This window comes from Streptomyces sp. NPDC031670 (assembly GCF_055580545.1).
In genome coordinates this window covers 99749-122428 of the sequence record NZ_JBVILC010000007.1, presented here as the reverse complement: position 1 = coordinate 122428, position 22680 = coordinate 99749, and the positions used below count along the sequence as shown (strand labels likewise).

The following is a 22680-nucleotide window of genomic DNA, read 5'->3' as shown; positions in this document are numbered from 1 at the left end:
GGGCGGCGCCTTGCCAACTGGAGGAAGTTGATGAGTACGGCCACCGCTACGGCGGCGCCCGCGAAGAAGCGGGGTGCCGGCCTGTTCCAGGGTCTGCAGAAGGTCGGTCGCAGCCTGCAGCTGCCGATCGCCGTACTGCCGGCCGCGGGCATTCTGCTCCGCCTCGGTCAGGACGATGTCTTCGGCAAGGACGGCCTCGGCTGGGACAAGGTCGCCAAGGTCTTCGCGACCGCCGGCGACGCGGTCTTCGCCAACATGCCGCTGCTGTTCTGCATCGGCGTCGCCATCGGCTTCGCCAAGAAGTCCGACGGCTCCACCGCCCTCGCCGCGCTGGTCGGCTTCCTGGTCTACAAGAACGTGCTCACCGCGTTCCCGGTGACCGACGCCGTGGTCAACACGACCAAGAACAACGGTGTCGATGTCCCGGCCACGTACAACGACCCGAAGGTCCTCGGCGGCATCGTCATGGGCCTGATATCCGCGGTCGTGTGGCAGCGGTTCCACCGCACCAAGCTCGTGGACTGGCTGGGCTTCTTCAACGGCCGCCGTCTCGTCCCGATCCTCATGGCCTTCATCGGCACCGCGCTGGGCGTCTTCTTCGGCCTGGTCTGGGGTCCGATCGGTGACGGCATCACCTCCTTCGGCCAGTGGATGACCGACCTGGGCTCGGTCGGCGCCGGCATCTTCGGCGCCGTGAACCGCGCGCTGCTGCCGGTCGGCATGCACCAGTTCGTGAACACCGTCGCCTGGCAGGAGATCGGCACCTACACGGACCCGTCCGGTGCCACCTGGCACGGTGACATCCAGCGCTTCATGCACGGCGACCCGAGCGCCGGACAGTTCATGACCGGCTTCTTCCCGATCATGATGTTCGCCCTTCCGGCCGTGGCCCTCGCCATCACCCACACCGCCCGCCCGGAGCGCCGCAAGGCCGTCGGCGGCATGATGATCTCGCTCGCGCTGACCTCCTTCGTCACCGGTATCACCGAGCCGATCGAGTTCGCGTTCATGTTCATCGCGCCGGTCCTGTACGTGATCCACGCGATCCTGACCGCCGTCTCGATGGCCGTCACCTGGGCGCTGGGCGTGCACCACGGCTTCACGTTCTCGGCCGGTGCCATCGACTACCTGCTCAACTGGAAGTTCGCGGAGAAGCCCTGGCTGATCATCCCGATCGGCCTGGTCTTCGCGGCGATCTACTACTTCGTCTTCCGCTTCGCGATCGTCAAGTTCAACCTCGCCACCCCGGGCCGCGAGCCCGAGGAGGAGCTCGAGGACCTGACGAAGGCGTAAGCCGTACGGGTGAGGTGAGAAGGGCCCCCGGAACCGCTCGGTTCCGGGGGCCCTTCGCGTACGTGCGCCGCTCAGACCTCGTACACCGCGCCCGGCACCGCGAGCTCCACCGGTCCCTCGTACGCGTGACGAGCGTCCGCCAGGTTGACATCGCCGTCCGTCCACGGGGGGATGTGGGTCAGGACCAGGCGGCCCGCCCGGGCGCGGGCGGCGTGCGCGCCGGCCTCGCGGCCGTTGAGGTGGAGGGCCGGGATGTCCTCCTTGCCGTACGTGAAGGACGCCTCGCACAGGAAGAGGTCGGTGCCCTCGGCCAGCTCGTGCAGCGCCTCGCAGACGCCGGTGTCGCCCGAGTACGTGAGGGACGCGCCGCCGTGCTCGATGCGGATGCCGTACGCCTCGACGGGGTGGCAGACCCGCTCCGTACGGACCGCGAAGGGGCCGATGTCGAACGAGCCGGACTTCAGGGTGTGGAAGTCGAAGACCTCGCTCATGGAGGAGGTGGAGGGCGTGTCGGCGTACGCCGTGGTCAGACGCTGCTCGGCGCCCTCCGGCGCGTACACCGGCAGGGGGGCGCAGCGCCCGCCCTCGTGCCGGTAGTACCGGGCGACGAAGTAGCCGCACATGTCGATGCAGTGGTCGGCGTGGAGGTGGCTGAGGAAGATCGCGTCGAGGTCGTAGAGACCGATGTGGCGCTGCAGCTCGCCCAGGGCGCCGTTGCCCATGTCGAGGAGCAGCCGGAAGCCGTCGGCCTCGACGAGGTAGCTCGAACAGGCCGATTCCGCGGACGGGAACGACCCGGAGCAGCCGACGACGGTGAGCTTCATGGAGCGTGAACCTCCGGGAGCGGCAAGGGATACGGGCAAGGCTGTGGGAGGTCGTGCGGTGCGTCGAGCGTAAGGTGCCACACTGCCGGTCGCTCCTCAGTGGCGGGCCGTTGTGGGGGAACTCACCTGCGCTGTCACCGGTTCGGGCGGAGTGCGGACGGAGCGCGCGCGGGGGGTGGGCCGCCGGGTAACGTCTGCGGTATGGACACGTCCTGGTGGCTCGCGGTGATCGCCGTGGTGGTGGTCGCGCTGGGGGCCGCGGTGGTGGACGGACGGGGGCGCGCCCGGCCGCCGGGCCGGCCCCGGGGGCGGGTTCGGCCGCCCGGCCGGCCGGCCGGTCCGCGGCGCGCGCCCAAGCGGCGCCCGCAGCCCGGGGAGATCTGGTGGGCGGAGGTGCCCTACGAGGACGGCCCGGGGTCGAAGGACCGGCCCTGTCTGGTGCTGTCGGTACGGGGGGACAGCGCGCTCGTCGCGAAGATCACCAGCAAGTTCCACGAGGAGCGGGCGGGGGTGATCCCGCTGGCGCCGGGGACGGTCGGGGACGCGCGGGGGCGGCCGAGCTTTCTGGAGACGGATGAGTTGCGGGATGTGGGGGTGTGGGGGTTTCGGCGGCGGGTGGGGGTGGTGGATCCGACGGTGTGGGATCAGGTGAGGTATCTGGCGGGCTAGGGGGTTCGGCCCCCACCCCGCCCCTTCCCCAAACCCTCCGGGGGGTGGGGAGGGTGACCGCCGCCTCATCCGGGGCTACGCCCCCCGCCCCCGAAAGCGGGACCTGCGGCCCCCGCACCCCGCTCCTCAAACGCCGGAGGGGCTGATTTTCCGCCGCCCCGCCGAATGTCCGGCCCCGGGAGGCGCCTCAAGGGGCGCGGGGAACTGCGCGAGCAACCCACCACCGGCCGGCAGACGAACCCCAGGCCGAACCAAAACAGGGGCGCGGGGAACTGCGCGACCAGCCCACCACCCGCCCGCAGACGAACCCCGGCCGAACCAAAACAGGGGCGCGGGGAACTGCGCGGCCCGCCCACCACCGGCCCGCAGACGAACCCCAGGCCGAACCGCCCCGCCCCGCGCCTAAGCCCAGAGCTGGCCCCGCAGCCTCTCGATCGCTTCCTCCGTCGTCTCCGCCGTGTACACCCCCGTCGACAGGTACTTCCAGCCCCCGTCCGCCACCACGAACACGATGTCCGCCGGCGCGCCCGCCTTGACCGCCTTGCGGCCCACGCCGATCGCCGCGTGCAGCGCCGCCCCGGTGGAGACGCCCGCGAAGATGCCCTCCTCCTTGAGGAGTTCGCGGGTGCGGGTCACCGCGTCCGCCGAGCCCACCGAGAAGCGGCTCGTCAGGACCGACGCGTCGTACAGCTCGGGGACGAAGCCCTCGTCCAGGTTGCGCAGGCCGTAGACCAGGTCGTCGTAGCGCGGCTCGGCGGCGACGATCTGGACGCCGGGGACGCGCTCGCGCAGATAGCGGCCCACGCCCATCAGCGTGCCCGTCGTCCCCAGGCCCGCCACGAAGTGCGTGATCGAGGGGAGGTCGGCCAGGATCTCCGGGCCCGTCGTGGCGTAGTGGGCGCCCGCGTTGTCGGGGTTGCCGTACTGGTACAGCATCACCCAGGACGGGTTCTGGGCCGCCAGCTCCTTGGCGACCCGTACCGCCGTGTTGGAACCGCCCGCCGCGGGCGAGGGGACGATCTCCGCGCCCCACATCTTCAGCAGGTCGCGGCGCTCCTGGGAGGTGTTCTCGGGCATCACGCACACGATGCGGTAGCCCTTGAGCTTCGCCGCCATGGCCAGCGAGATGCCGGTGTTGCCGCTGGTCGGCTCCAGGATGGTGCAGCCGGGCGTCAACCGGCCCGCCTTCTCGGCCTGTTCGATCATGTGGAGCGCGGGGCGGTCCTTGACCGAGCCGGTCGGGTTGCGGTCCTCCAGCTTCGCCCAGATGCGTACGTCGTCCGAGGGCGACAGCCGGGGCAGGCGGACCAGCGGGGTGTTGCCGACCGCGGCGAGCGCGGAGTCGTAGCGCATGACGGCGATCAGCCTCAGACCATGCCGCCGGCCACGGCCGGCAGGATCGTGACGCTGTCGCCGTCGGACAGCGCGGTGGAGATGCCCGCGAGGAAGCGGACGTCCTCGTCGTTGAGATAGACGTTCACGAAGCGGCGCAGCTCGCCGCCGGTCTTCTCGTCGACGAGGCGCTCGCGGATGCCGGTGTGGCGGGTCTCCAGGTCGGCGAAGAGCTCGCCGATGGTCGCCCCGCTGCCTTCGACCGCCTTCGCGCCGTCGGTGTAGGTGCGGAGGATGGTCGGGATGCGGACCTCGATGGCCATGGCGTGGGCTCCTGTCAGGAGTCGGGAGGGGAAGGCAGGGGTGCGCGGCTCGGCGCGCGTGCTGCGGATGGTGCGGAGGGTACGCGGGGCGTACGCGGTGGTGCGGGCGCGGCTCAGACGGCGGTGGGGCGCGGACACATCGCGCTCGCCAGGCGGCACAGGTCGACGTGCAGGCGCGCCACCAGCAGCGGGCTGCTCGGCTTCTCTTCGCTCACGTCGTGGGGAACCATGCGGTCATCGTATCGATTCCCGGTCCGCTTTCCGGAGTGTGATCTCAGATGGTGGGCGCACTCTGCTCAGGATGCGGGCGACGGGCGCGGCGGAGCCCGCCGCGCGCCCCCCTCGGCCGGTTCAGTACGCCTGGACGACCTGGACCTCTTCCTCCTCGATCACACCGTCCACGATCCGGTACGAGCGGAACTGGAAGTCCCCGAGGCCGTCCGTGTCCGCCGTCGAGACCAGGACGTAGTGGGCGCCGGGCTCGTTGGCGTACGTCACGTCGGTGCGCGAGGGGTAGGCCTCGGTCGCCGTGTGGGAGTGGTAGACGATCACCGGCTCCTCGTCCCGGTCGTCCATCTCGCGGTACAGCTTCAGCAGGTCCTGCGAGTCGAACTCGTAGAACGTGGGCGAGCGCGCCGCGTTGAGCATCGGAATGAACCGCTCGGGGCGGCCGGTGCCGGCCGGGCCGGCGACCACGCCGCACGCCTCGTCGGGGTGGTCGGCGCGGGCGTGCGCGACGATCTGGTCGTAGAGGGCCTGGGTGAGGGTCAGCATGAGCGCAAGGATAAGCAGACGGGCCGTCCCGTACCGAGGAGTGGTACGGAACGGCCCGCATGCTGAGAAGCGCGGTGTTACGAGCGCTTGGCGAACGCCTTGTTGTCGGGGTTGCGCGCCTTGAGGACCAGGTAGGAGACGCCCAGGATCAGGCCCCACAGCGGGGCGCAGTACAGGGAGACCCGCGAGTCCTTGTCGACGCCCATCATCACGATGACCATGAGGATGAACAGCAGCGCGAACCAGCTGGTGTACGGGGCGCCGGGGGCGCGGAAGGTGGAGTGCGGGAGTTCGCCGCGGTCGGCCTTGGCGCGGTAGCGGATCTGGCAGACCAGGATCATGATCCAGGCCCACATGCCGGAGATGGTGGCGAAGGAGACGACGTAGTCGAAGGCCTTGCCCGGCGCCTTGTAGTTGATCCAGACGCCGACCAGCATCAGCGCGGCCGAGACCGTGGTGCCGATCAGCGGGGTGCCGCTCTTGGTCAGCTTGGTGAAGACCTTGGGGCCCTGGCCGTTGAGGGCGAGGTCGCGCAGCATTCGGCCGGTGGAGTACATGCCCGAGTTGCAGGAGGACAGGGCGGCCGTCAGGACGACGAAGTTGACGACCGCGGCGCCGACGCCGAGGCCCATCTTCTCGAAGGCGGCGACGAAGGGGCTGACACCCGGCTTGAACTCGTGCCACGGGACGACCGAGAGGATCATGATCAGGGCGCCGATGTAGAAGACGGCGATACGCCACGGCACGGTGTTGATGGCCTTGGGCAGGGTCTTCTCGGGGTCCTTGGACTCGCCCGCGGTCACACCGACCAGCTCGACGGCGAGGAAGGCGAACATCACGATCTGGAGGGTCATCAGCGTGCCGCCGATGCCCTTGGGGAAGAAGCCGCCGTCGTTCCAGAGGTTGGCGACGGTGGCGGTGTCGGCGGCGTCCGAGAAGCCGACGGTGAGGATGCCGGCGCAGATGAGGATCATGCCGACGATGGCCGTCACCTTGACCATCGAGAACCAGAACTCCAGCTCGCCGAAGAGCTTCACCGAGATCAGGTTCACCGCGTACAGGATGAGCGTGAAGACCAGCGCGTACAGCCACTGCGGGACGTCGTTGTGCGTCCAGAAGGCCATGTACTGGGCGGCGGCGGTGACCTCGGTGATGCCGGTGACGACCCAGAAGAGCCAGTACGTCCAGCCGGTCACGAAGCCCCAGAACGGGCCGACGAACTCACGGGCGTACTCCGAGAAGGAGCCCGAGACGGGGCGGTACATGAGCAGCTCGCCCAGCGCCCGCATGATGAAGAAGATCACCAGGCCCGCGATGGCATAGGCCAGGATGAGGCTGGGGCCGGCCTTCGAGATGGCCTTGCCCGCGCCGAGGAAGAGCCCGGTACCGATGGCTCCGCCGATCGCGATCATCTGGATCTGGCGGGCGCCGAGGCCCCGCTGGTATCCCTCGCCCTCGGCGGCGCCGTGGGCGGTTCCCAGGGCCTCATTGCCGGAGCGGTCGTCCTGCTTGTCGACCTGCGCTGAGGTCATGGTGGTGCGCCTTTCTCCATGCTGACCCGCCCGCTTCGGTCGTCGAAGCCGCGGACCAGGTCCTGATCCCCCCGGATGTGGATGGAGTGCCACCGGCGGTCAGCCGGCCGAAGCGCCCCCGGGAACATGGGTGGCGTCCCCGGGTGGTCGTGAAGATTTATCACGTCCTTACGGGTGATCCACCCGGAGGGTTGTGGCGCACACCACAAGGAGAACCGGACAAAGCGCCTAGGAAACCGCAAACCATACCGATGCGGTAATCGGATCGTTATGCGGATTTGAGCGTCCGCTGAGCGAACAGAGGGAGAACAGGAGGGAACAGCCGCCTACGGCCGTCCCCGGCGGCCGTTCAGGCCATCAGCGTCTCGACGAGCGTCTCCTGGAGCCCGCCGAGCCAGAGGTAGGCCATGACCATCGGCTTACGCGGGTCCTCGTCGGGCAGCCGGTACAGCTCGCCGCTCTCGTCCTCGTCGGTGACCTCCAGCCGGGTGCCGATGGTCAGACGCAGGTCGTTGAGGGCGCCCAGCCAGCGCCGGGAGTCCTCCGGCGTCAGCTTCAGCACCGCGCCGCCGTCACCCTGCGGGGCGAGCGCGTCCAGGGTGCGCACCACCGCGAGCGCGTCCTCGCGTTTGCGGGCGCGCAGGTCGTTCTCGGTGAAGCGGCGGAACTCGGCCGCCGAGGCACGCAGTTCGTCGCTCTCGCCGCTGTCGTAGGCGTCCGGGAAGAGCCGGGCGAGCGCGGGGTCGGCGGGCGGCTCGCTGGGACCCTCGGCGAAGAGCGCGGCCAGCGGGTCCTCGCCGTCCATCGGCTCGTCGCCGGGGCCGATCAGCTCCAGGAGCTGCACGGACAGGGAGCGCAGGATGGCGATCTCGACCTCGTCGAGCGCGACGGCCGCGCCGCCGCCGGGCAGCGCCTCGAAGTAGCCGGCCATCAGCCGCGGTCCTGGGTGAGGGTGGCCCACAGCCCGTACCCGTGCATCGCCTGCACGTCGCGCTCCATCTCCTCGCGGCTGCCGCTGGAGACCACGGCCCGCCCCTTGTGGTGCACGTCGAGCATCAGCTTGCGGGCCTTGTCCTTGGGGTAGCCGAAGTAACTCTGGAAGACGTACTGGACGTAGCTCATCAGGTTGACGGGGTCGTTGTGGACGAGCGTCACCCACGGCACATCGGGTTCGGGGACGGCGAAGGTCTCTTCCGCCGACTCGGGCCGTTCGATCTCTACAGGAGCCACACTCACTTACCCCATGCTGCCACCCGGGGACCGCGGTCGCACAAACGGGCCCCCGAAATCGTCAGTCTGACGCAAAGTGGAGTAGCATCCCGCCCATGGCTGCCACTTCCCGGGGAATCCCCCCGGGCCCCCGGCCGACCCGGTCGACAGCCGGAACGGAAAGGCGAGGTAACCGGTTGTGAACGCTGCGGACCTTGGGCTGCCGGTGGACGTGCCGTCGACCGCGCTCTTCACCGACCAGTACGAGCTGACCATGCTCCAGGCGGCACTGCGCGCCGGGACGGCCGACCGGCGGTCGGTCTTCGAGGTCTTCACCCGGCGGCTGCCGGACGGGCGCCGCTACGGCGTGGTGGGCGGGACCGGCCGGGTCCTGGACGCGGTGGAGAACTTCCGCTTCGACGCGGGCGTCCTCGGCTTCCTGCGCGAGCGGGCGATCGTCGACGAGCCGACCCTCCAATGGCTGGCCTCCTACCGCTTCTCGGGTGACATCTGGGGCTATCCGGAGGGCGAGGTCTACTTCCCGGGCTCCCCCATCCTGAGGGTGGAGGGCTCCTTCGCGGAGTGCGTGCTCCTGGAGACCGTGATCCTGTCGATCCTCAACCACGACTCGGCGATCGCCGCCGCGGCCTCCCGGATGTCCGCAGCCGCCGCCGGCCGCCCGCTGATCGAGATGGGCGCCCGGCGCACCCACGAGCTGGCCGCGGTCGCCTCGGCGCGGGCCGCGTACGTGGGCGGCTTCACCACCACCTCGGACCTGGCGGCCGGGTTCCGCTACGGCATCCCGACCGTCGGCACCAGCGCGCATGCCTTCACCCTGCTGCACGACAGCGAGCGGGACGCCTTCCGGGCCCAGGTGGACTCGCTGGGCCGGGGCACCACCCTGCTGGTGGACACCTACGACGTGGCCGAGGCGGTCCGTACCGCCGTGGAGATCGCCGGGCCCGAGCTGGGTGCGGTGCGGATCGACTCCGGGGACCTGCTGCTCGTCGCCCACCGGGTGCGCCAGCAGCTCGACGAGCTGGGCGCCACCGGCACGAAGATCGTGGTCACCTCCGACCTGGACGAGTACGCCATCGCCTCGCTCGCGGCGGCGCCCGTGGACGCGTACGGGGTCGGTACCCAGCTCGTCACCGGCAGCGGGCACCCCACCTGCTCCATGGTCTACAAGCTGGTCGCCCGCGCGGACAGCGCGGACCCGAAGGCGCCGCTGGTGCCGGTGGCGAAGAAGTCGATGGGCGGCAAGTCCTCGATCGGCGGACGCAAGTGGGCGGCCCGGCGCACCGACGCGGAGGGGATCGCCGAGGCCGAGGTCGTGGGCACCGGGCCGGTGCCGCCCGAGCTCGCCGGCCGGCAGCTCCTGGCCGAGCTGGTCAAGGGCGGCGCGGTGGTCGCCCGGGAGCCGCTGGACGCCGCCCGGGAGCGGCACATCGCGGCACGCGGGACACTGCCGATGTCCGCGATGCAGCTCTCCCGGGGCGAGCCGGTGCTGCCCACGGAGTACGTGTGAAACCGCACCTCGGGGCCTTTGCGCACCAATTGCCCCCTGCCGCGCCGGGGGCTGAGTCTCTACGCTCGTTGAACAGCTCCCTGACCGAAGGACAGCCGACATGCACCGCGCGTTGATCGTCGTGGACGTTCAGAACGACTTCTGCGAGGGCGGCAGCCTCGCGGTCACGGGCGGCTCCGACGTCGCCGCTGCCATCACCGACCTGATCGGGCAGGCCGCCGGGTCCGTGTACCGCCATGTGGTGGCCACCCGCGATCACCACATCGACCCGGGCCCCCACTTCTCGGCGCACCCCGACTACGAGCGCTCCTGGCCGGTGCACTGCGTGGCGGGGACGGAGGGCGTGGGCTTCCACCCGAACTTCGCCCCGGCGGTCGCCAGTGGCGCCATAGACGCCGTCTTCGACAAGGGTGCCCACGCCGCCGCGTACAGCGGCTTCGAGGGGCGCGACGAGAACGGCGTGGGGCTGGCGTACTGGCTGCGCGAGCGGGAGGTCACCGAGGTCGACGTGGTCGGCATCGCGACCGACCACTGTGTGCGGGCGACGGCGCTGGACGCGGTGCGGGCCGGCTTCGCCACCCATGTGCTGCTCGATCTGACCGCCGGTGTCTCCGCGGAGACCACCGCCCGGGCGATCGAGGAGCTGCGGTCCGCGGGCGCGGAGCTGTCGGGCAAACCGGTGGGCTGACCCGGGCCGCGGCCGGGGTCAGGGCCGCAGCAGGGCCCTTATCGGGTGCCAGAGCTCCTTGAGCTCCTCCGGCGCCGTGCGCCACAGCAGGCCGTCCGGGTGGTGCAGGACCGCCGTGATCTCGTCCGGTGTCGGCGGCTCGGTGTTGCCGCGCAGATAGACCGCGCGCAGCCCCAGGTTCCGCAGCCGGGTCAGGGCGCGGGCCCGGTTGGCCGCATGGACCAGGACGCGCACCTTGCGGCCGTCCCCGGCGGGGGACGGCAGCGTGAGCGCGACGACGACGCTGCCGTTCGGCAGCTTGCTGAAACCTCCGCCAGGCATGGCGTACCGCTCCCCCGTGAGACGTCGTGTCAATAAGGACTCGTAGAACGCACCTAAACACGATCGGCCGCCGCCCGCTAGAGGGCGACGGCCGATCATGGTTTGACCTGCGGTTTTTAGAACTACTTGGTCGACGGACCAACCCTCACGGTGATCGACGAGCCGTCCTTGGGCTGCTGGACGATCGAGATCCGGGTGTTGGTGTCAGGAACCTTCACGCTTCCCGTGGGGTTCTCCTGGTACCAGTAGGTGCCCCGGTGGTCGTCGAACATCGGCACGCCGGGCTGCGAGCGGACCGTGGTCGCCACGTCGGCCTTGTGCAGCGTGATCGCGTTCGTCGGGTAGAAGCTGAACGCGGCGTCGAACGGCGTGATCTTGTTGCGCATCAGCGTGCCGTCGGCCCACTTCAGCGGCTTGGCGTGGGCGTCCACCGGAAGGATCTGGCCCTGGCCCGGGTGGACCGAGACGTTGTTGTCCTTCTGGGAGAGGTCCCACAGCCAGATCATCAGTCCGGGCTGGTACGCGTAGTGCTCCACCCACGACGGGCGGGACTTGGCGAAGCCGAAGTTGTACGGGCCGACCTTGAGGGTCTGGTCGTACGACACGTACTGGCGGTTCTCCGCGATGTAGAACTGCGCGTAGTCGTTGGTGAACGACTCACCGATGCGGGAGAAGTTCTTCGACGTCCAGCCGTTGTCGTCGCCCTCGGCACCGTCGGTGAAGAGCGCGGCGCCGTCGGCGTTCACGGTGATCGCGTCGGCGGTGAAGCCCTTGCCGCCCGCGCCGCCGTCCGTCTGGTAGCGGAAGCGGAGGTCGATCTTCTTGCCCGCGAAGGCGTCCAGGTTGTACGAGAGCTTCTTGTACGCGCCCGAGGCGTCGGTCAGGGCCGGCTTGTCGCTGGGGTCGCGGCTGATCGGCTTGCCGTCGGCGGTGCCGTCGAGCGCGGTCCAGGTGGCGCCGCCGTCCGTGGAGGCCTCGGCGTACAGGAAGTCGTAGTCCAGCTCGATGTCCCACCAGCCGGACAGGTCCAGGGAGGCCTTGGACTTGCCGGTCAGGTCCACCGGGCGGGTCAGGGTGTTGTTGAGGTTGTCACCCATCCCGCTCCACCACTGCTTGGTGCCCTCGGCGGGCTTCACGACCGTGGTGGTGACGGGCTTCTTCGGCAGCTCGACGACGAGCGCCTGCTTGTCGCTGGTGTTGTACTCCGAGACACCCAGCTTGGTGGTCGACTGCGTCGCGGCCTTGGCCGTGCCGTAGTTGAGCCAGCCCAGCTGGAGCTTGTCCCAGGCGGTCATGTCGCCCGGCATGTCGCCGATCGAGTCCTTGCCGGTGCCCAGCCAGGAGCCGGCCGACATCAGGGACCAGAAGCCGACCGAGTTCTCGGCGGTGTTCGTGGTGTCGTAGAGGTCCGGCAGACCGAGGTCGTGGCCGTACTCGTGCGCGAAGACGCCGAGGCCGCCGTTCTCCGGCTGCATCGTGTAGTCGCCGACCCAGATGCCGGTGTCACCGATCTGCGTGCCGCCGGCCCGGTTGTTGGCGGGGCCGGTCTTGCCCGCGTCCGTGCCGTAGGCGTACGAGCGGTGGGCCCACAGGGCGTTGGTGCCCTGGGCGCCGCCGCCGGCCGACTCGTCCTCGCCCGCGTGGACGATCTGGAAGTGGTCGATGTAGCCGTCGGGCTCGTTGAAGTTGCCGTCGTTGTCGAAGTCGTTGCGGTCCCACTGGTCGTACTGCGCCAGGGTCGCCTTGATCTGCTCGGTGGTCTGGCCCTTGGCCTTCTGGTCCGCGGCCCAGGCGTTGACGCCGTCGCGGACCAGGTCCATCACGTTGGAGCAGTTGGTGGCGCCGCAGTAGTTCGAGCCGTAGCGGGCCTCGTTCGCGGGGACGCGCACCCAGTCGGTGACGGTGCCGTCGACCGAGTAGCGGCCCGAGGAGGTCTTCTCGTAGTACGTCTTCAGGGAGTGCTTCTCGGTACCGTCGGCGTTCTTGCCGGTCCCGAAGTACAGGTCCTGGAAGTGCTGCCGGCTGTAGTCCGCCTGCCAGGCGGTGGAGTTGTCCTTGGTGCGGTCCGGCTGCTTGATCGTGTTGTGCGCCGGGCCGGGGGTGCCGCCGTACTTGACGACCGGGGGCTTGGGGCCGGTCGGGCCGTCCGGGTCGAACATGGTGGTGTTGTCGACCTGGTCGCCGAAGTCCACCAGGATCGTGAAGATCTTGTCGGTCTTCTCCCGGGCGAGCTCGACGTACTTCTTGTCGTCCAGCTGGACGACCTTGGAGGCGCCGCGCTGCTGCACCTTCTTGTCGCCCGCGATGACCTTCTCCAGCGCCGCCTGGCGCTGCTGCTCACGCTGCTTGGTGAACGGGCCCGGGATGTTGTCGACGTGCTTGCCCGAGACGGTGCCCGGGTCGCGCCGCTCGACGGGGGCCGGGCTCTTGGAGTCGGCCTGGGCGGTGGCGAACGCGGAACCTATCGCGCCGGTCGTGGCAAGGGCCACGAGTATGGCGGCAGCTCTGACCGCTCGTCTGTTGCTGGTCACTTGATGATGTCCTCCCCCGCGGCCGGGCACGGACCGGGGGTGAGGGGTCTGGTCTCCGGTGCGCGGCACGCGTCTCAAGTGACGACATTGGACCGGAGTTGCCAAGGAAAAGACAGATCTTGACTTGAGTCAGGCAATTACATTATGCAGAGCGGAAGTTCCGGTATCCGAACGGTTCCGATGTGCTACCCAACCGGGACATCAGGTGCGCCTGTCCCACCTGATGGAATACCGAATGACTCCGTGCGCCCCCTGTGCTCCGGCACCGTGGGTTAGGTCACGCTTACCATCGGTTCCGCAGGGGCAAGCACCGACGTAGAGTCGCTTGACAGTGCGATCCGGTTGCCCGGTCGAGAGACCCGCCCCCATCCGATGCCTGCCCCCGAGGACGGATACCGCCATGCCGCGTCCTACCGCAGCACAGCTCGCCTATGGTTCGGCCACCGTCGTCTTCTCGACCGTGGCCATGATTCTTCTCTCCCAGACCGACTCGGGTGTCGGTGTGGGCGTGATAGTGCTCGCCGCGCTTCTGCTGGGACTGCTGGTCGCCATGACGGTGCCCATGCCGAAGGCGGCGCGCACGGTCCGTACGAACCGTGCCGCCGCCGTCGGCGAGAGCGCCGAGCCCGGGGTCCGCGTCCCGGCCGACTCGGTGCGGAGCTGACGCACCTCGCAGCCGGCCCGCACGCGGTCAGTGGGCGGTGGACACCACCACCGTCTTGCCGGCCTTGTCGTGCAGGCCCTGCCGGTAGGGCTTGTCCGTGAGGATGGTGATGATCAGGATGATCTGCCACAGACACGGACAGCACAGCAGGGCGGGCAGCCAGAGCACGGCCGTCCGGGCCAGCGCGGCGCTCGTGGTGGGCACACTGCCGTCGTTGAGCATCGCGACGCGCAGGTTCAGCAGCTTCTTGCCGACCGTCTGACCGTCACGCTTGAGCATGATGGTGTCGTAGGCGAGGTACGCCACGATGCCGATGAGGTTCCAGACGAGCCCGCTGCCGCTGTACGCACGGCCGATGACGTCGGAGGTGTCCTCGCCGGTCCTCGTCTCGTACACCCAGCGGTCCGAGGACGCCCACTCCAGCAGGGCGAGCGGGATCGCGATCAACAGCGCGTCGATGATCCGGGCCAGCAGGCGCCGCCCGAAGTCGGCGAGCGGCGGCATCCCGCTGAGCGGGTCGGGGCCGCCGTACCGGTTCCCGCCGCCGTACGGGTCGTACGGGGGCGGCGGGCCGCCGTAGGGCGACCCGGGGGGCGGCTGGTCGTAGGGGCTCCCGGGGGGAGGGCTTCCGTACGGACCGCCGCCGGGGGGAGGGGCGCCGCCGCCCGGGGGTGGGGTCCCGCCGCCGGGGGGCGGCCCCTGGCTCCAGCCGGGAGGGGGCTCGGAGGGCTCGGACGGCTTCTTGAGGAACGGGTCCTCCTCGGGCGGCTGGCCGGGCGGCGGTTCGTGGCTCATGCCCGCAGTCGACCGCGCGGGGTGGGGCCCCGCAACGGCACGGGGCCCGTTCGGGGTACGGCCGCCGCCGCACCCCCCTTCCCGGCGCCGCGCTCAGGTCCCCGCGACGAAGGTGCGGGCCGCCTTGTCGTGCCAGCACTGCCGCCAGGGGCGGTCGAAGAGGCACCACACCACGTTGAGCACCCCGACGGCGAGCACCCCGAGGACGCCGTAGACCAGCCAGCGGCGCAGGGCCGCGCCGAAGGCGGGCGGTTCGTGCGACTCGATGTCGCGCACCTGCACCCGCAGCAGCCGCTTGCCCAGGGTGCGGCCCCACTTGGCGGTGGGCAGCGCCTCGTAGAGGACCCCGAGGAGCAGGAAGGCGCCGAGCACGATGGCGAGGTAGCCCGCGGTGGTGCCGTCCAGGAGGTAGACCGTCACCGTCTCGCCGGAGAGCTTCGCGGCGTCGATCTTCCCCTGGATGTGGTCGGCCGCCTTGATGCCGAGCGGTATGGCGAGCGCGGCGACGGCCGCGCCGAGCACCGCGGTGTCCACCAGCCGGGCGGCGAGGCGCCGGCCGGGCCCCGCGGGGCGGGCCGCGGTCTGCGCCCGCGCGGCGCGCAGGAACGGGTCCTCCACGGGCGGCTTCCACGGCACCACGGGCTCCCCCGGCCCCGACGGCTCGTCGGGCCGTGCCAGCCGGTGCACCTGCTGCGCCCAGGACGCCGACCCGCCGCCCGGCCCGGTGGTGACGGGCGAGGCGGGCGGCTCGGACTGCGGCTGCGACTGCGGTACGGGCGCGGGCTGCGGCTGGGGAACGGGCTGCGGGGCGAGCGGCGCCGACGGCAGCGCGGCCCGGACGGGCGCGGGCTGGACCGGCCGCGGGGCGCCCTGCGGCCCGGCACCGCGCGGGTCGGCCACGCGCGGGTCGTCCCCGGCGCGCGGGTCCCCCTGCCGCGACCGGCCCGGCAACGGCTGCGCGGGCAGCGACTGCACCGGCAACGGCGCCCCCGACGGGCTCTGGCCGTGCCCCTGGCCCGGCGGGACGGGGGCCGGGCCGGCGGGCGAGGACACGGGCCCCCCAGACCGCTCGGACGCCGACCCGGCGGGCAGCGGCAACGGCTGCGGCTGCGGCCGACCGGTCTCGGGCTGACCGGGAAGCGGCTGACCGGGGAGGGGCTGAGCCGGGAAGGGTTGCGCCTGGAGGGGCTGCGCTGGGAGGGGTTGCGCGGGGAAGGGCTGCGCGGGGAGCGGCTGAGCGGGAAGCGGCTGCGCGGGAAGGGGCTGGAGCGCCTGTCCGTGCTGCTCCGGCCGTCCCGCCTGCCCGCCTGGGCCCCCCTGCCCGCCAGGTCCCGCCTGCCCGGCCCGGCCCGCCTGCTCCGGCCGGCCCGTCTGTCCCGTCCGTCCCGGTGCCGGGTCCCCCGGCCGGCCCCAGGAGATCCGCCGCGCCGCGTCGTCGCCGAAGCCCGACTGGTGGGAGGCGTCCGCGTGCCAGACGGGGCCCGGCTCGGGGCGGCTGCCGTGCAGGGGCGCGGGGCCGGTCTCGTCGAGGAAGACCGGCCCGGTCTCCTCCACCGCGGGCGCGGGCATCGGCGGGGCCGAGGCGAGGGCGGGGGCCGCCGGGGCCGCGCCGGCGGGCGGGACGGGCATGGCCTCGCCCTCCGCCGGGGCGGGCCGGCTCGTACCGGGCACCCAGGCGGCGCCGTTCCAGTACCGGACATATCCGGGGATGGACGGGTCTGGATAGAAGCCGGCGAGGGGGGTGCCGTCGCCGGTGGCCGGGGTGGGGGCGCTCATCACGGTCCCGTATCTGCTCGTGGGCCTCGTCAATACAAGGGTCCACATCTACCAGACGGGCGAGGGCCCCCGGGCGGGTCCGTCGGTACCGACCACTATCCGGTCAACATCCGGAAGCCTTTCACCCGCCCATGGCGCCGGTCGCGACCCTCGTCGGGGCCCGCCCGCCGGGCCGCCGGAAAAATCTTCGGGAAGTCGCGTCATAGCAGCGCCGTACCCCGCTCTCACCTGGTGCGGCCCGTTCCCGGACCGCGTACGCGGAGAGGAAAGGCACTGTCATGCACACCGTGGTGGAACGCGAGCTGGAGCTCAAACTCGTGCTGTCGCCCGAGCGCAGCATCCCGGTCCCGGCCCGGCTGACCTACCGCACGGACGATCCGTACGCCGTGCACGTCACCTTCCATGTCGGCACCGACCACCCCGTCGACTGGACCTTCGCCCGTGAGCTGCTCGTCGAGGGGGTGTTCCGGCCGTGCGGCCACGGTGACGTCCGGATCTGGCCCACCAAGGTGGACGGGCGCGGTGTGGTTCTGATGGCGCTCAGCTCGCCGGACGGCGACGCGCTCCTGGAGGCGCCGTCCGCCCAGGTGTCGGCGTGGCTGGAGCGGACGCTGCGGGTGGTCCCGCCGGGTTCCGAGACCGAGCAGCTCGGTATCGACGACGGTCTGGCCGAGCTGCTCGCCACCACGACCGGCCGCAGCCGCGCCGAGGAGCTGTATCTCAACGACCCGTGGCCCTCGGACGAGTCCCGGCCGGAGGAGGGTGCGTGACGGGCCGGGACTCCGGCGTAACGGTTTCTCAGAACAGCTTGCCGGGGTTCAGCAGCCCCAGCGGGTCGAAGGCCCGCTTGACGGCGCGCTGCATCTCCACGCCGACCGGGCCGAGTTCGCGGGCCAGCCACTCCTTCTTCAGTACGCCGACGCCGTGCTCGCCGGTGATCGTGCCGCCCAGCTCCAGACCGAGCGCCATGATCTCGTCGAAGGACTCGCGGGCCCGCCGCGACTCGTCCTCGTCGGCCGCGTCGAAGCAGACGACCGGGTGGGTGTTGCCGTCCCCGGCGTGCGCGCAGACGCCGATGGTGAGGTCGTACTTGGCGGCGATCGCAGAGGTCCCGGCCAGCATCTCGGCGAGCCGGGAGCGCGGTACGCACACGTCGTCGATCATCGTGGCGGGCTTGATGGTCTCCAGCGCGGTGAGCGACAACCGCCGCGCCTGAAGGAGCAGTTCGGACTCGGCGGCGGATTCGGCGGGCACCACCTCGACGGCCCCGGCCGCCCTGCACAGCTCCCCCACGGCGGCCAGGTCGGCGGCGGGGTCGGGAGTGTCGAAGGCGGCGAGCAGCAGCGCCTCGGTGGTCTCCGGCAGCCCCATGTTCGCCAGCCGGTTGACGGCCCGTACGGTCGTGTTGTCCATGAGTTCGAGCAGCGACGGGGTGTGGCCGCGCTCCATGATCGCGCAGACCGCCTCGCAGGCGGCGGTCGCGGACGGGAACTCGGCGGCGAGCACCAGCTGCGGGGGCGGCGCCGGCCTGAGCGCCAGTACGGCCTTCACCACGATGCCGAGACTGCCCTCGGAGCCGACGAAGAGCCGGGTCAGATCGTATCCGGCGACGCCCTTGGCGGTGCGCCGGCCGGTCTTTAGCAGACGGCCGTCGGCGAGGACCACGTCGAGGCCCAGGACGTACTCGGCGGTCACCCCGTACTTCACACAGCACAGGCCGCCCGAGGCGGTGCCGATGTTCCCGCCGATGGTGCACTGCTCCCAACTGGACGGGTCCGGCGGGTAGTAGAGCCCGTGTTCCATGACTTTCCGGGAGAGTACGGCGTTGACGACGCCCGGCTCGACGACCGCGACCCGGTCGACCGGGCTGATCTCCAGGATGCGGTCCATCCGGACCAGGGACAGCACGACGCAGCCCTCGGTCGCGTTGGCGCCGCCGGACAGGCCGGTACGGGCGCCCTGCGGCACGACCGGGACGCGCAGCTCGGTGGCGGTGCGCATGACGTGCTGGACCTGCTCGACCGTGCGCGGCAGCACCACCACGGCGGGCGCCCCGGCGGCGCAGAAGCTCGCCATGTCGTGGGTGTAGGAGGCGGTGACGTCCGGGTCGGTGATCAGCGCGTCGGCGGGCAGGCCCGCGCGCAGCCGGTCGAGGAGGGTGCCGCCCGGTCCGGGGGCGGGCGCGGCGACGGGCTCGGCTCCATCGTTCATGATCCCAGCCTGGCACCCGGGGCCATCGGTGTGAAGTCCGCGCGGCCCGGCGGGCGCGGGCGGTATGTGCTCTTCGTATCGACGCACAGTGAACGCCATGGAGACCGAAGACGAATGGCCGCCGCGCCGACGGCCCCTGACGCTGCCGCCGCCGGCCCGGCCGACGCCACTGGAGCCGGCCGGGCCGCCGCCCGCCCGCACCGCGCGCCGCACGATGATCGGCGCGGCGGTGGCCGCGCTGCTGACCGCCGGGGTCCTCGTGGTCCTGCCGCAGACCCGGATCGCGGCCGTCCGCGATGTGCCGCCGCCGGCGCCGGGGCCGGTCGCACGGGCGCTGACGGCCGTCGGGGCCGGGGTGCCCGCCTCGGCCGCCGATCTGACCGCGCTGATCGCCGACCGGCGGGCGTGGGTGCGCGCGCACCCCTCGGACGACGCCTCCTGGGCGGTGCTCGGCGCCGCCTATCTGGGGCGCGGGCTGCGGTCGGCGGACTCCTCGTACTATCCGCGCGCCGAGTGGGCCCTGCGCCGCTCGCTGGCGGTCCGGCCGGCCGCCCGGGGCAACGCGGACGCCCGGATCGGTCTGGCGGCGCTGGCCGGCGCGCGGCACGACTACGCGGCGGCGCGGACCATCGCCGAGGAGGTGCGCGGGAGCGACCCGAAGCGCTGGACGGTGTATCCGGTGCTGGTCGACGCGTACACGGGCCTGGGCGACCTCAAGGGCGCGGGCGGGGCGGTGGAGAAGCTGCTCGATCTGCGCGGCGGCTCCCGGGCGCTGGCCGCGGCGGGCGCGGTGTACCGGGAGCGGGGCTGGCGCGAGGACGCGGCGGCGTCGCTGACCGAGGCGGCGGCGCACGCCACCACACCGGCCCAGAAGGCGGACTGCCTGCGGCAGTTGGGGGACCTGGCGTGGGACCGGGGCGAGCCCGCGGAGGCGCTCGCCCAGCACTCGGCGGCGCTGCGCACGGATCCGGGCGCGCACGCGGCGCTGGCGGGACGGGCCCGTGCGGAGCTGGCGCTCGGCCGTACGGCGGCGGCGCGCCGCGACTACGCGGCGGCGGTCGCGCGGCTGCCCCGCCCCGACTACCTGCTGGAACTGGGCGAGTTGTACGAGTCGCTGGGGCTCGGGGCCGACGCCCGCGCCCAGTACGCCCGGCTGCGGGCGCGGGCCGCCGCCGACGAAGGCCACGGGGTGCGGGACGCGCTCGTCCTCGGCCGCTTCGAGGCCGACCACGGCGCCCCGGAGTCGGCGGTGGAGCGGCTGCGCGCGGAGTGGCGGCGCGCGCCGAGCGCGGCGGTGGGGGACGCGCTGGGGTGGGCGCTGTACCGGGCCGGGGAGCCGGAGGAGGGCCTGGCGTTCGCGAACGCGGCGGCGGAGAAGGGCGGCCGGACCGCGCTGTTCTCCTACCACCGCGGGATGCTGGAGCGGGAGCTCGGCCAGTACGGCCCGGCGCGGCGCGACCTCGACGAGGCGCTGCGGACCAATCCGTACTTCTCGCCGCTGCTGGCGCGGGCGGCGCGCGAGGCGCTGAAGGGCCTCGGGGAGCTGCCGGAGGGGGGTCCGAAGGACATGTACGGGTCGGCCACGCCGCACAGACAGGCCCCGTAGCCCGGCCGCCCGCCCGGGGACGACCCCCGGGCGGGAACAGCCGCGGCCCCCACAGGTCAGGTCGTGGGGGCCGCGTGATCGTGAAGGTACTTCAACTGCTCCGCGCGCGAGGGGAGTTGCGGGTCACAGGTTGCCGCGCTTCTCCTGCTCGCGCTCGATCGCCTCGAACAGCGCCTTGAAGTTGCCCTTGCCGAATCCCATGGAACCGTGCCGTTCGATCATTTCGAAGAAGACCGTCGGCCGGTCCTGCACCGGCTTGGTGAAGATCTGGAGGAGGTAGCCGTCCTCGTCCCGGTCCACCAGGATCTTCAGCTCGCGCAGGGTCTCCACGGGCACCCGCGTCTCGCCCGCCCACTCGCCCAGCGTGTCGTAGTACGAGTCCGGGGTGTCCAGGAACGCCACACCCGCCGCGCGCATCGCCCGTACCGTCGCGACGATGTCGTTCGTGGCCAGCGCGATGTGCTGGACGCCCGCACCGCCGTAGAACTCCAGGTACTCGTCGATCTGCGACTTCTTCTTCGCGATCGCGGGCTCGTTGATCGGGAACTTGACCTTCAGCGTGCCGTCCGCGACCACCTTCGACATCAGCGCGCTGTACTCGGTCGCGATGTCGTCGCCCACGAACTCCTTCATGTTCGTGAAGCCCATGACCTTGTTGTAGAACGCCACCCACTCGTTCATCCTGCCGAGCTCGACGTTGCCCACGCAGTGGTCGATGGCCTGGAACGTGCGCTTGGCGGGCGGCTCGACGATCGGGTCGGCCGCGACGAACCCGGGCAGGTACGGGCCGCTGTAGCCGGACCGGTCGACCAGGGTGTGGCGGGTCTTGCCGTACGTGGCTATCGCGGCCAGCACGACCGTGCCGTGCTCGTCCTTCAACTCGTACGGCTCGGCCAGGCCGGTCGCGCCGTGCGCCGTGGCGTACTCGTAGGCGGCGCGCGCGTCCGGTACCTCGATCGCGAGGTCCACGACGCCGTCCCCGTGCTCGGCCACATGGTCGGCCAGGAAGCGGCCGTGGTCGGTGGACGCCTTGATGACGGAGGTGAACACGAAACGGGCGGAGCCGTTGGTCAGGACGTACGAGGCGGTCTCGCGGCTGCCGTTCTCCGGTCCGGAGTAGGCGACGAGCTTCATACCGAAGGCGGTCGAGTAGTAGTGCGCGGCCTGCTTGGCGTTGCCCACGGCGAAGACGACCGCGTCCATTCCCTTCACCGGGAAGGGGTCGGCCTGCCGGGCGGTGTCGGGCGTGTGATCGATGGTCTCAGTCATAGCGGCAGGCTCCCCCCGTCCCGCAAGGTGCGCAATAGTTTGCGTCAGGGGTGGTCAATCTGCCCAGTCGACCACCGGCGGCGCCCTGCTTTCTGTACATCGTGACCATCGGGAGAGGCTCATGGCGATCGATCATCTGGACGGGCGGCTCATCGTGCTGCTGGCACGGGAGCCGCGTATCGGGGTTCTTGAGGCGTCCCGCAGGCTCGGCGTGGCGCGCGGCACCGTGCAGGCGAGGCTCGACCGCCTCCAGACGAACGGGGTCATCCGGGGCTTCGGCCCGGACGTAGACCCGGCGGCCCTCGGCTATCCGGTGACCGCCTTCGCGACCCTGGAGATCAAACAGGGCCAGGGCGCGGACGTACGGGCACATCTGGCCACCGTGCCCGAGGTCCTGGAGCTGCACACCACCACCGGCCACGGGGACATGCTCTGCCGGCTGGTGGCCCGCTCCAACGCCGATCTCCAGCGGGTGATCGACCGTGTCGTCGGCTTCGAGGGGATCGTCCGGGCCTCCACGGCGATCGTCATGGAGAACCCCGTTCCGCTGCGGATCATCCCGCTCGTGGAGCAGGCCGCGGAGGACTCGGTCAGAGGCTGAGGGACGGACACCCCCGTCGGCCCGCACTGATCGCCGCGTACAAAGATCCCGATGCAAAAGAATAGATGCAAAGAACGGGTTGCAACGACTTCTTTGTAGCCCTACGGTTGTCCCATGACCGAGAACGACGACCCGAAACCGGACACCGCCCACCCCGAGCCGCGCGAGCGGTTGCTCGACGCGCGCTCACTGCGGGGCCTGGCCCATCCCCTGCGCATCCGGCTGCTCGGCGCGCTGCGCCACGACGGCCCGGCCACCGCCTCCCAACTGGCCGAACGGCTCGGCGAGTCCAGCGGCGCCACCAGCTACCACCTGCGCCAGCTCGCCACGCACGGCTTCGTCGAGGACGCGCCCGAGCACGGCAGGGGCCGCGAGCGCTGGTGGCGGGCGACCCACGAGGGCACCAGCTTCACCGAGGAGCTGCACCACGACGCGGACCCCGAGGTGCGCGGCGCCGTCGACCTGTTCCTGCACGAGGTCGCGACCATCCACACCCAGGAGCTCTCGACCTGGCTGGGGACCATGAACGAGTGGTCCGACGAGTGGTCCGCCAACGCCGACATGAGCGACTTCACCCTGCGGCTGACCCCCGCCCAGCTGCGCGAGCTGAACGACAAGACGCACGCGCTCATCGAGACCTACCGCGACCTGGCCCACGCGGACGCCGAGGACACCGCCCAGGTCCGCGTCCACCTCCACGCGTTCCCGCGCAAGAGCCGCTGACGCGAAACCCC

23 protein-coding genes are annotated in these 22680 nt (G+C 71.4%); 9 read left to right on the top strand and 14 right to left on the bottom strand.

From position 1 onward, the window contains the following. The first annotated feature begins 30 nt into the window (after positions 1-30). Positions 31-1293, top strand: coding sequence for a PTS transporter subunit EIIC (locus ACZ5ID_RS15655; protein ID WP_468897637.1), 1263 nt, complete (start codon positions 31-33; stop codon positions 1291-1293). A 71-nt stretch (positions 1294-1364) separates the two neighbouring features. Here ACZ5ID_RS15655 and ACZ5ID_RS15650 read toward each other — a convergent pair whose 3' ends face one another. Continuing rightward, entirely contained in the window at positions 1365-2117 is a 753-nt protein-coding gene (locus tag ACZ5ID_RS15650) for an MBL fold metallo-hydrolase (RefSeq protein ID WP_468897635.1), read from the bottom strand. A gap of 201 nt (positions 2118-2318) precedes the next feature. Between ACZ5ID_RS15650 and ACZ5ID_RS15645 the strand changes: the two genes are divergently transcribed. After that, positions 2319-2786 carry a type II toxin-antitoxin system PemK/MazF family toxin gene (locus ACZ5ID_RS15645; protein WP_468897633.1) on the top strand — a complete coding sequence of 156 codons (468 nt, stop codon included), beginning with the start codon at positions 2319-2321 and terminating at the stop codon, positions 2784-2786. Between the two features lie 402 nt (positions 2787-3188). On the opposite strand, the gene ACZ5ID_RS15640 is transcribed toward ACZ5ID_RS15645, so the two are convergent. The 7 genes from ACZ5ID_RS15640 to clpS form a co-directional block, all read right to left on the bottom strand. Then, positions 3189-4139 carry a PLP-dependent cysteine synthase family protein gene (locus ACZ5ID_RS15640; protein ID WP_468897631.1) on the bottom strand — a complete coding sequence of 317 codons (951 nt, stop codon included), beginning with the start codon at positions 4137-4139 and terminating at the stop codon, positions 3189-3191. A 14-nt stretch (positions 4140-4153) separates the two neighbouring features. Next, the gene (locus ACZ5ID_RS15635; RefSeq protein WP_406554140.1) at positions 4154-4441 is read right to left on the bottom strand and encodes a MoaD/ThiS family protein; all 288 of its coding nucleotides are present in this window, start codon (positions 4439-4441) and stop codon (positions 4154-4156) included. Between the two features lie 113 nt (positions 4442-4554). After that, positions 4555-4671, bottom strand: a complete 117-nt coding sequence (locus ACZ5ID_RS15630; RefSeq protein WP_324616203.1) for a putative leader peptide — start codon at positions 4669-4671, stop codon at positions 4555-4557. Positions 4672-4792: 121 nt separating this feature from the next. Then, positions 4793-5215, bottom strand: a complete 423-nt coding sequence (locus ACZ5ID_RS15625) for a M67 family metallopeptidase (protein WP_468897628.1) — start codon at positions 5213-5215, stop codon at positions 4793-4795. Positions 5216-5292: 77 nt separating this feature from the next. After that, the gene (locus ACZ5ID_RS15620; RefSeq protein ID WP_468897627.1) at positions 5293-6747 is read right to left on the bottom strand and encodes an amino acid permease; all 1455 of its coding nucleotides are present in this window, start codon (positions 6745-6747) and stop codon (positions 5293-5295) included. Positions 6748-7096: 349 nt separating this feature from the next. Then, positions 7097-7678: a DUF2017 domain-containing protein gene (locus ACZ5ID_RS15615; RefSeq protein WP_468897625.1), complete on the bottom strand. Its 582-nt coding sequence runs from the start codon at positions 7676-7678 to the stop codon at positions 7097-7099. After that, complete coding sequence (gene clpS, locus ACZ5ID_RS15610; protein ID WP_067159503.1) at positions 7678-7983, bottom strand: ATP-dependent Clp protease adapter ClpS; 306 nt, start codon at positions 7981-7983, stop codon at positions 7678-7680. The genes ACZ5ID_RS15615 and clpS overlap by 1 nt, the downstream gene beginning before the upstream one ends. 172 nt (positions 7984-8155) lie before the next feature. Here clpS and ACZ5ID_RS15605 point away from each other — a divergent pair, with 172 nt between their 5' ends. Both ACZ5ID_RS15605 and ACZ5ID_RS15600 read left to right on the top strand, forming a co-directional pair. Then, positions 8156-9484: a nicotinate phosphoribosyltransferase gene (locus ACZ5ID_RS15605; protein ID WP_406554144.1), complete on the top strand. Its 1329-nt coding sequence runs from the start codon at positions 8156-8158 to the stop codon at positions 9482-9484. A gap of 100 nt (positions 9485-9584) precedes the next feature. Beyond that, the gene (locus ACZ5ID_RS15600) at positions 9585-10172 is read left to right on the top strand and encodes a nicotinamidase (protein WP_468897623.1); all 588 of its coding nucleotides are present in this window, start codon (positions 9585-9587) and stop codon (positions 10170-10172) included. Positions 10173-10190: 18 nt separating this feature from the next. Here ACZ5ID_RS15600 and ACZ5ID_RS15595 read toward each other — a convergent pair whose 3' ends face one another. Next, positions 10191-10493: a hypothetical protein gene (locus ACZ5ID_RS15595; protein ID WP_468897621.1), complete on the bottom strand. Its 303-nt coding sequence runs from the start codon at positions 10491-10493 to the stop codon at positions 10191-10193. Between the two features lie 122 nt (positions 10494-10615). Further along, positions 10616-13024 carry an immune inhibitor A domain-containing protein gene (locus ACZ5ID_RS15590; protein WP_468897619.1) on the bottom strand — a complete coding sequence of 803 codons (2409 nt, stop codon included), beginning with the start codon at positions 13022-13024 and terminating at the stop codon, positions 10616-10618. Between the two features lie 400 nt (positions 13025-13424). Between ACZ5ID_RS15590 and ACZ5ID_RS15585 the strand changes: the two genes are divergently transcribed. Continuing rightward, entirely contained in the window at positions 13425-13688 is a 264-nt protein-coding gene (locus tag ACZ5ID_RS15585) for a hypothetical protein (protein ID WP_406554148.1), read from the top strand. A 27-nt stretch (positions 13689-13715) separates the two neighbouring features. Here the strand turns inward: ACZ5ID_RS15585 and ACZ5ID_RS15580 are convergent, their stop codons facing one another. Further along, entirely contained in the window at positions 13716-14483 is a 768-nt protein-coding gene (locus ACZ5ID_RS15580) for an RDD family protein (protein ID WP_468897617.1), read from the bottom strand. Positions 14484-14576: 93 nt separating this feature from the next. Next, the gene (locus ACZ5ID_RS15575) at positions 14577-16259 is read right to left on the bottom strand and encodes an RDD family protein (protein WP_468897615.1); all 1683 of its coding nucleotides are present in this window, start codon (positions 16257-16259) and stop codon (positions 14577-14579) included. A gap of 278 nt (positions 16260-16537) precedes the next feature. On the opposite strand from ACZ5ID_RS15575, the gene ACZ5ID_RS15570 reads away from it, so the two are divergent. Beyond that, positions 16538-17029 carry an SsgA family sporulation/cell division regulator gene (locus ACZ5ID_RS15570; RefSeq protein ID WP_468897613.1) on the top strand — a complete coding sequence of 164 codons (492 nt, stop codon included), beginning with the start codon at positions 16538-16540 and terminating at the stop codon, positions 17027-17029. 28 nt (positions 17030-17057) lie between these two features. Here ACZ5ID_RS15570 and ACZ5ID_RS15565 read toward each other — a convergent pair whose 3' ends face one another. Beyond that, entirely contained in the window at positions 17058-18470 is a 1413-nt protein-coding gene (locus tag ACZ5ID_RS15565) for an FAD-binding oxidoreductase (protein ID WP_468897611.1), read from the bottom strand. A gap of 97 nt (positions 18471-18567) precedes the next feature. Here ACZ5ID_RS15565 and ACZ5ID_RS15560 point away from each other — a divergent pair, with 97 nt between their 5' ends. After that, positions 18568-20076, top strand: a complete 1509-nt coding sequence (locus ACZ5ID_RS15560; protein ID WP_468897609.1) for a hypothetical protein — start codon at positions 18568-18570, stop codon at positions 20074-20076. 123 nt (positions 20077-20199) lie between these two features. Here ACZ5ID_RS15560 and hppD read toward each other — a convergent pair whose 3' ends face one another. Then, a complete protein-coding gene (gene hppD, locus ACZ5ID_RS15555) occupies positions 20200-21345 on the bottom strand; it encodes a 4-hydroxyphenylpyruvate dioxygenase (RefSeq protein ID WP_468897608.1) in 1146 nt (381 codons plus the stop codon). A gap of 121 nt (positions 21346-21466) precedes the next feature. On the opposite strand from hppD, the gene ACZ5ID_RS15550 reads away from it, so the two are divergent. Then, positions 21467-21946, top strand: a complete 480-nt coding sequence (locus tag ACZ5ID_RS15550; RefSeq protein WP_468897606.1) for an Lrp/AsnC family transcriptional regulator — start codon at positions 21467-21469, stop codon at positions 21944-21946. A 114-nt stretch (positions 21947-22060) separates the two neighbouring features. Further along, positions 22061-22669: an ArsR/SmtB family transcription factor gene (locus ACZ5ID_RS15545; RefSeq protein WP_468897605.1), complete on the top strand. Its 609-nt coding sequence runs from the start codon at positions 22061-22063 to the stop codon at positions 22667-22669. Positions 22670-22680 lie beyond the last annotated feature (11 nt).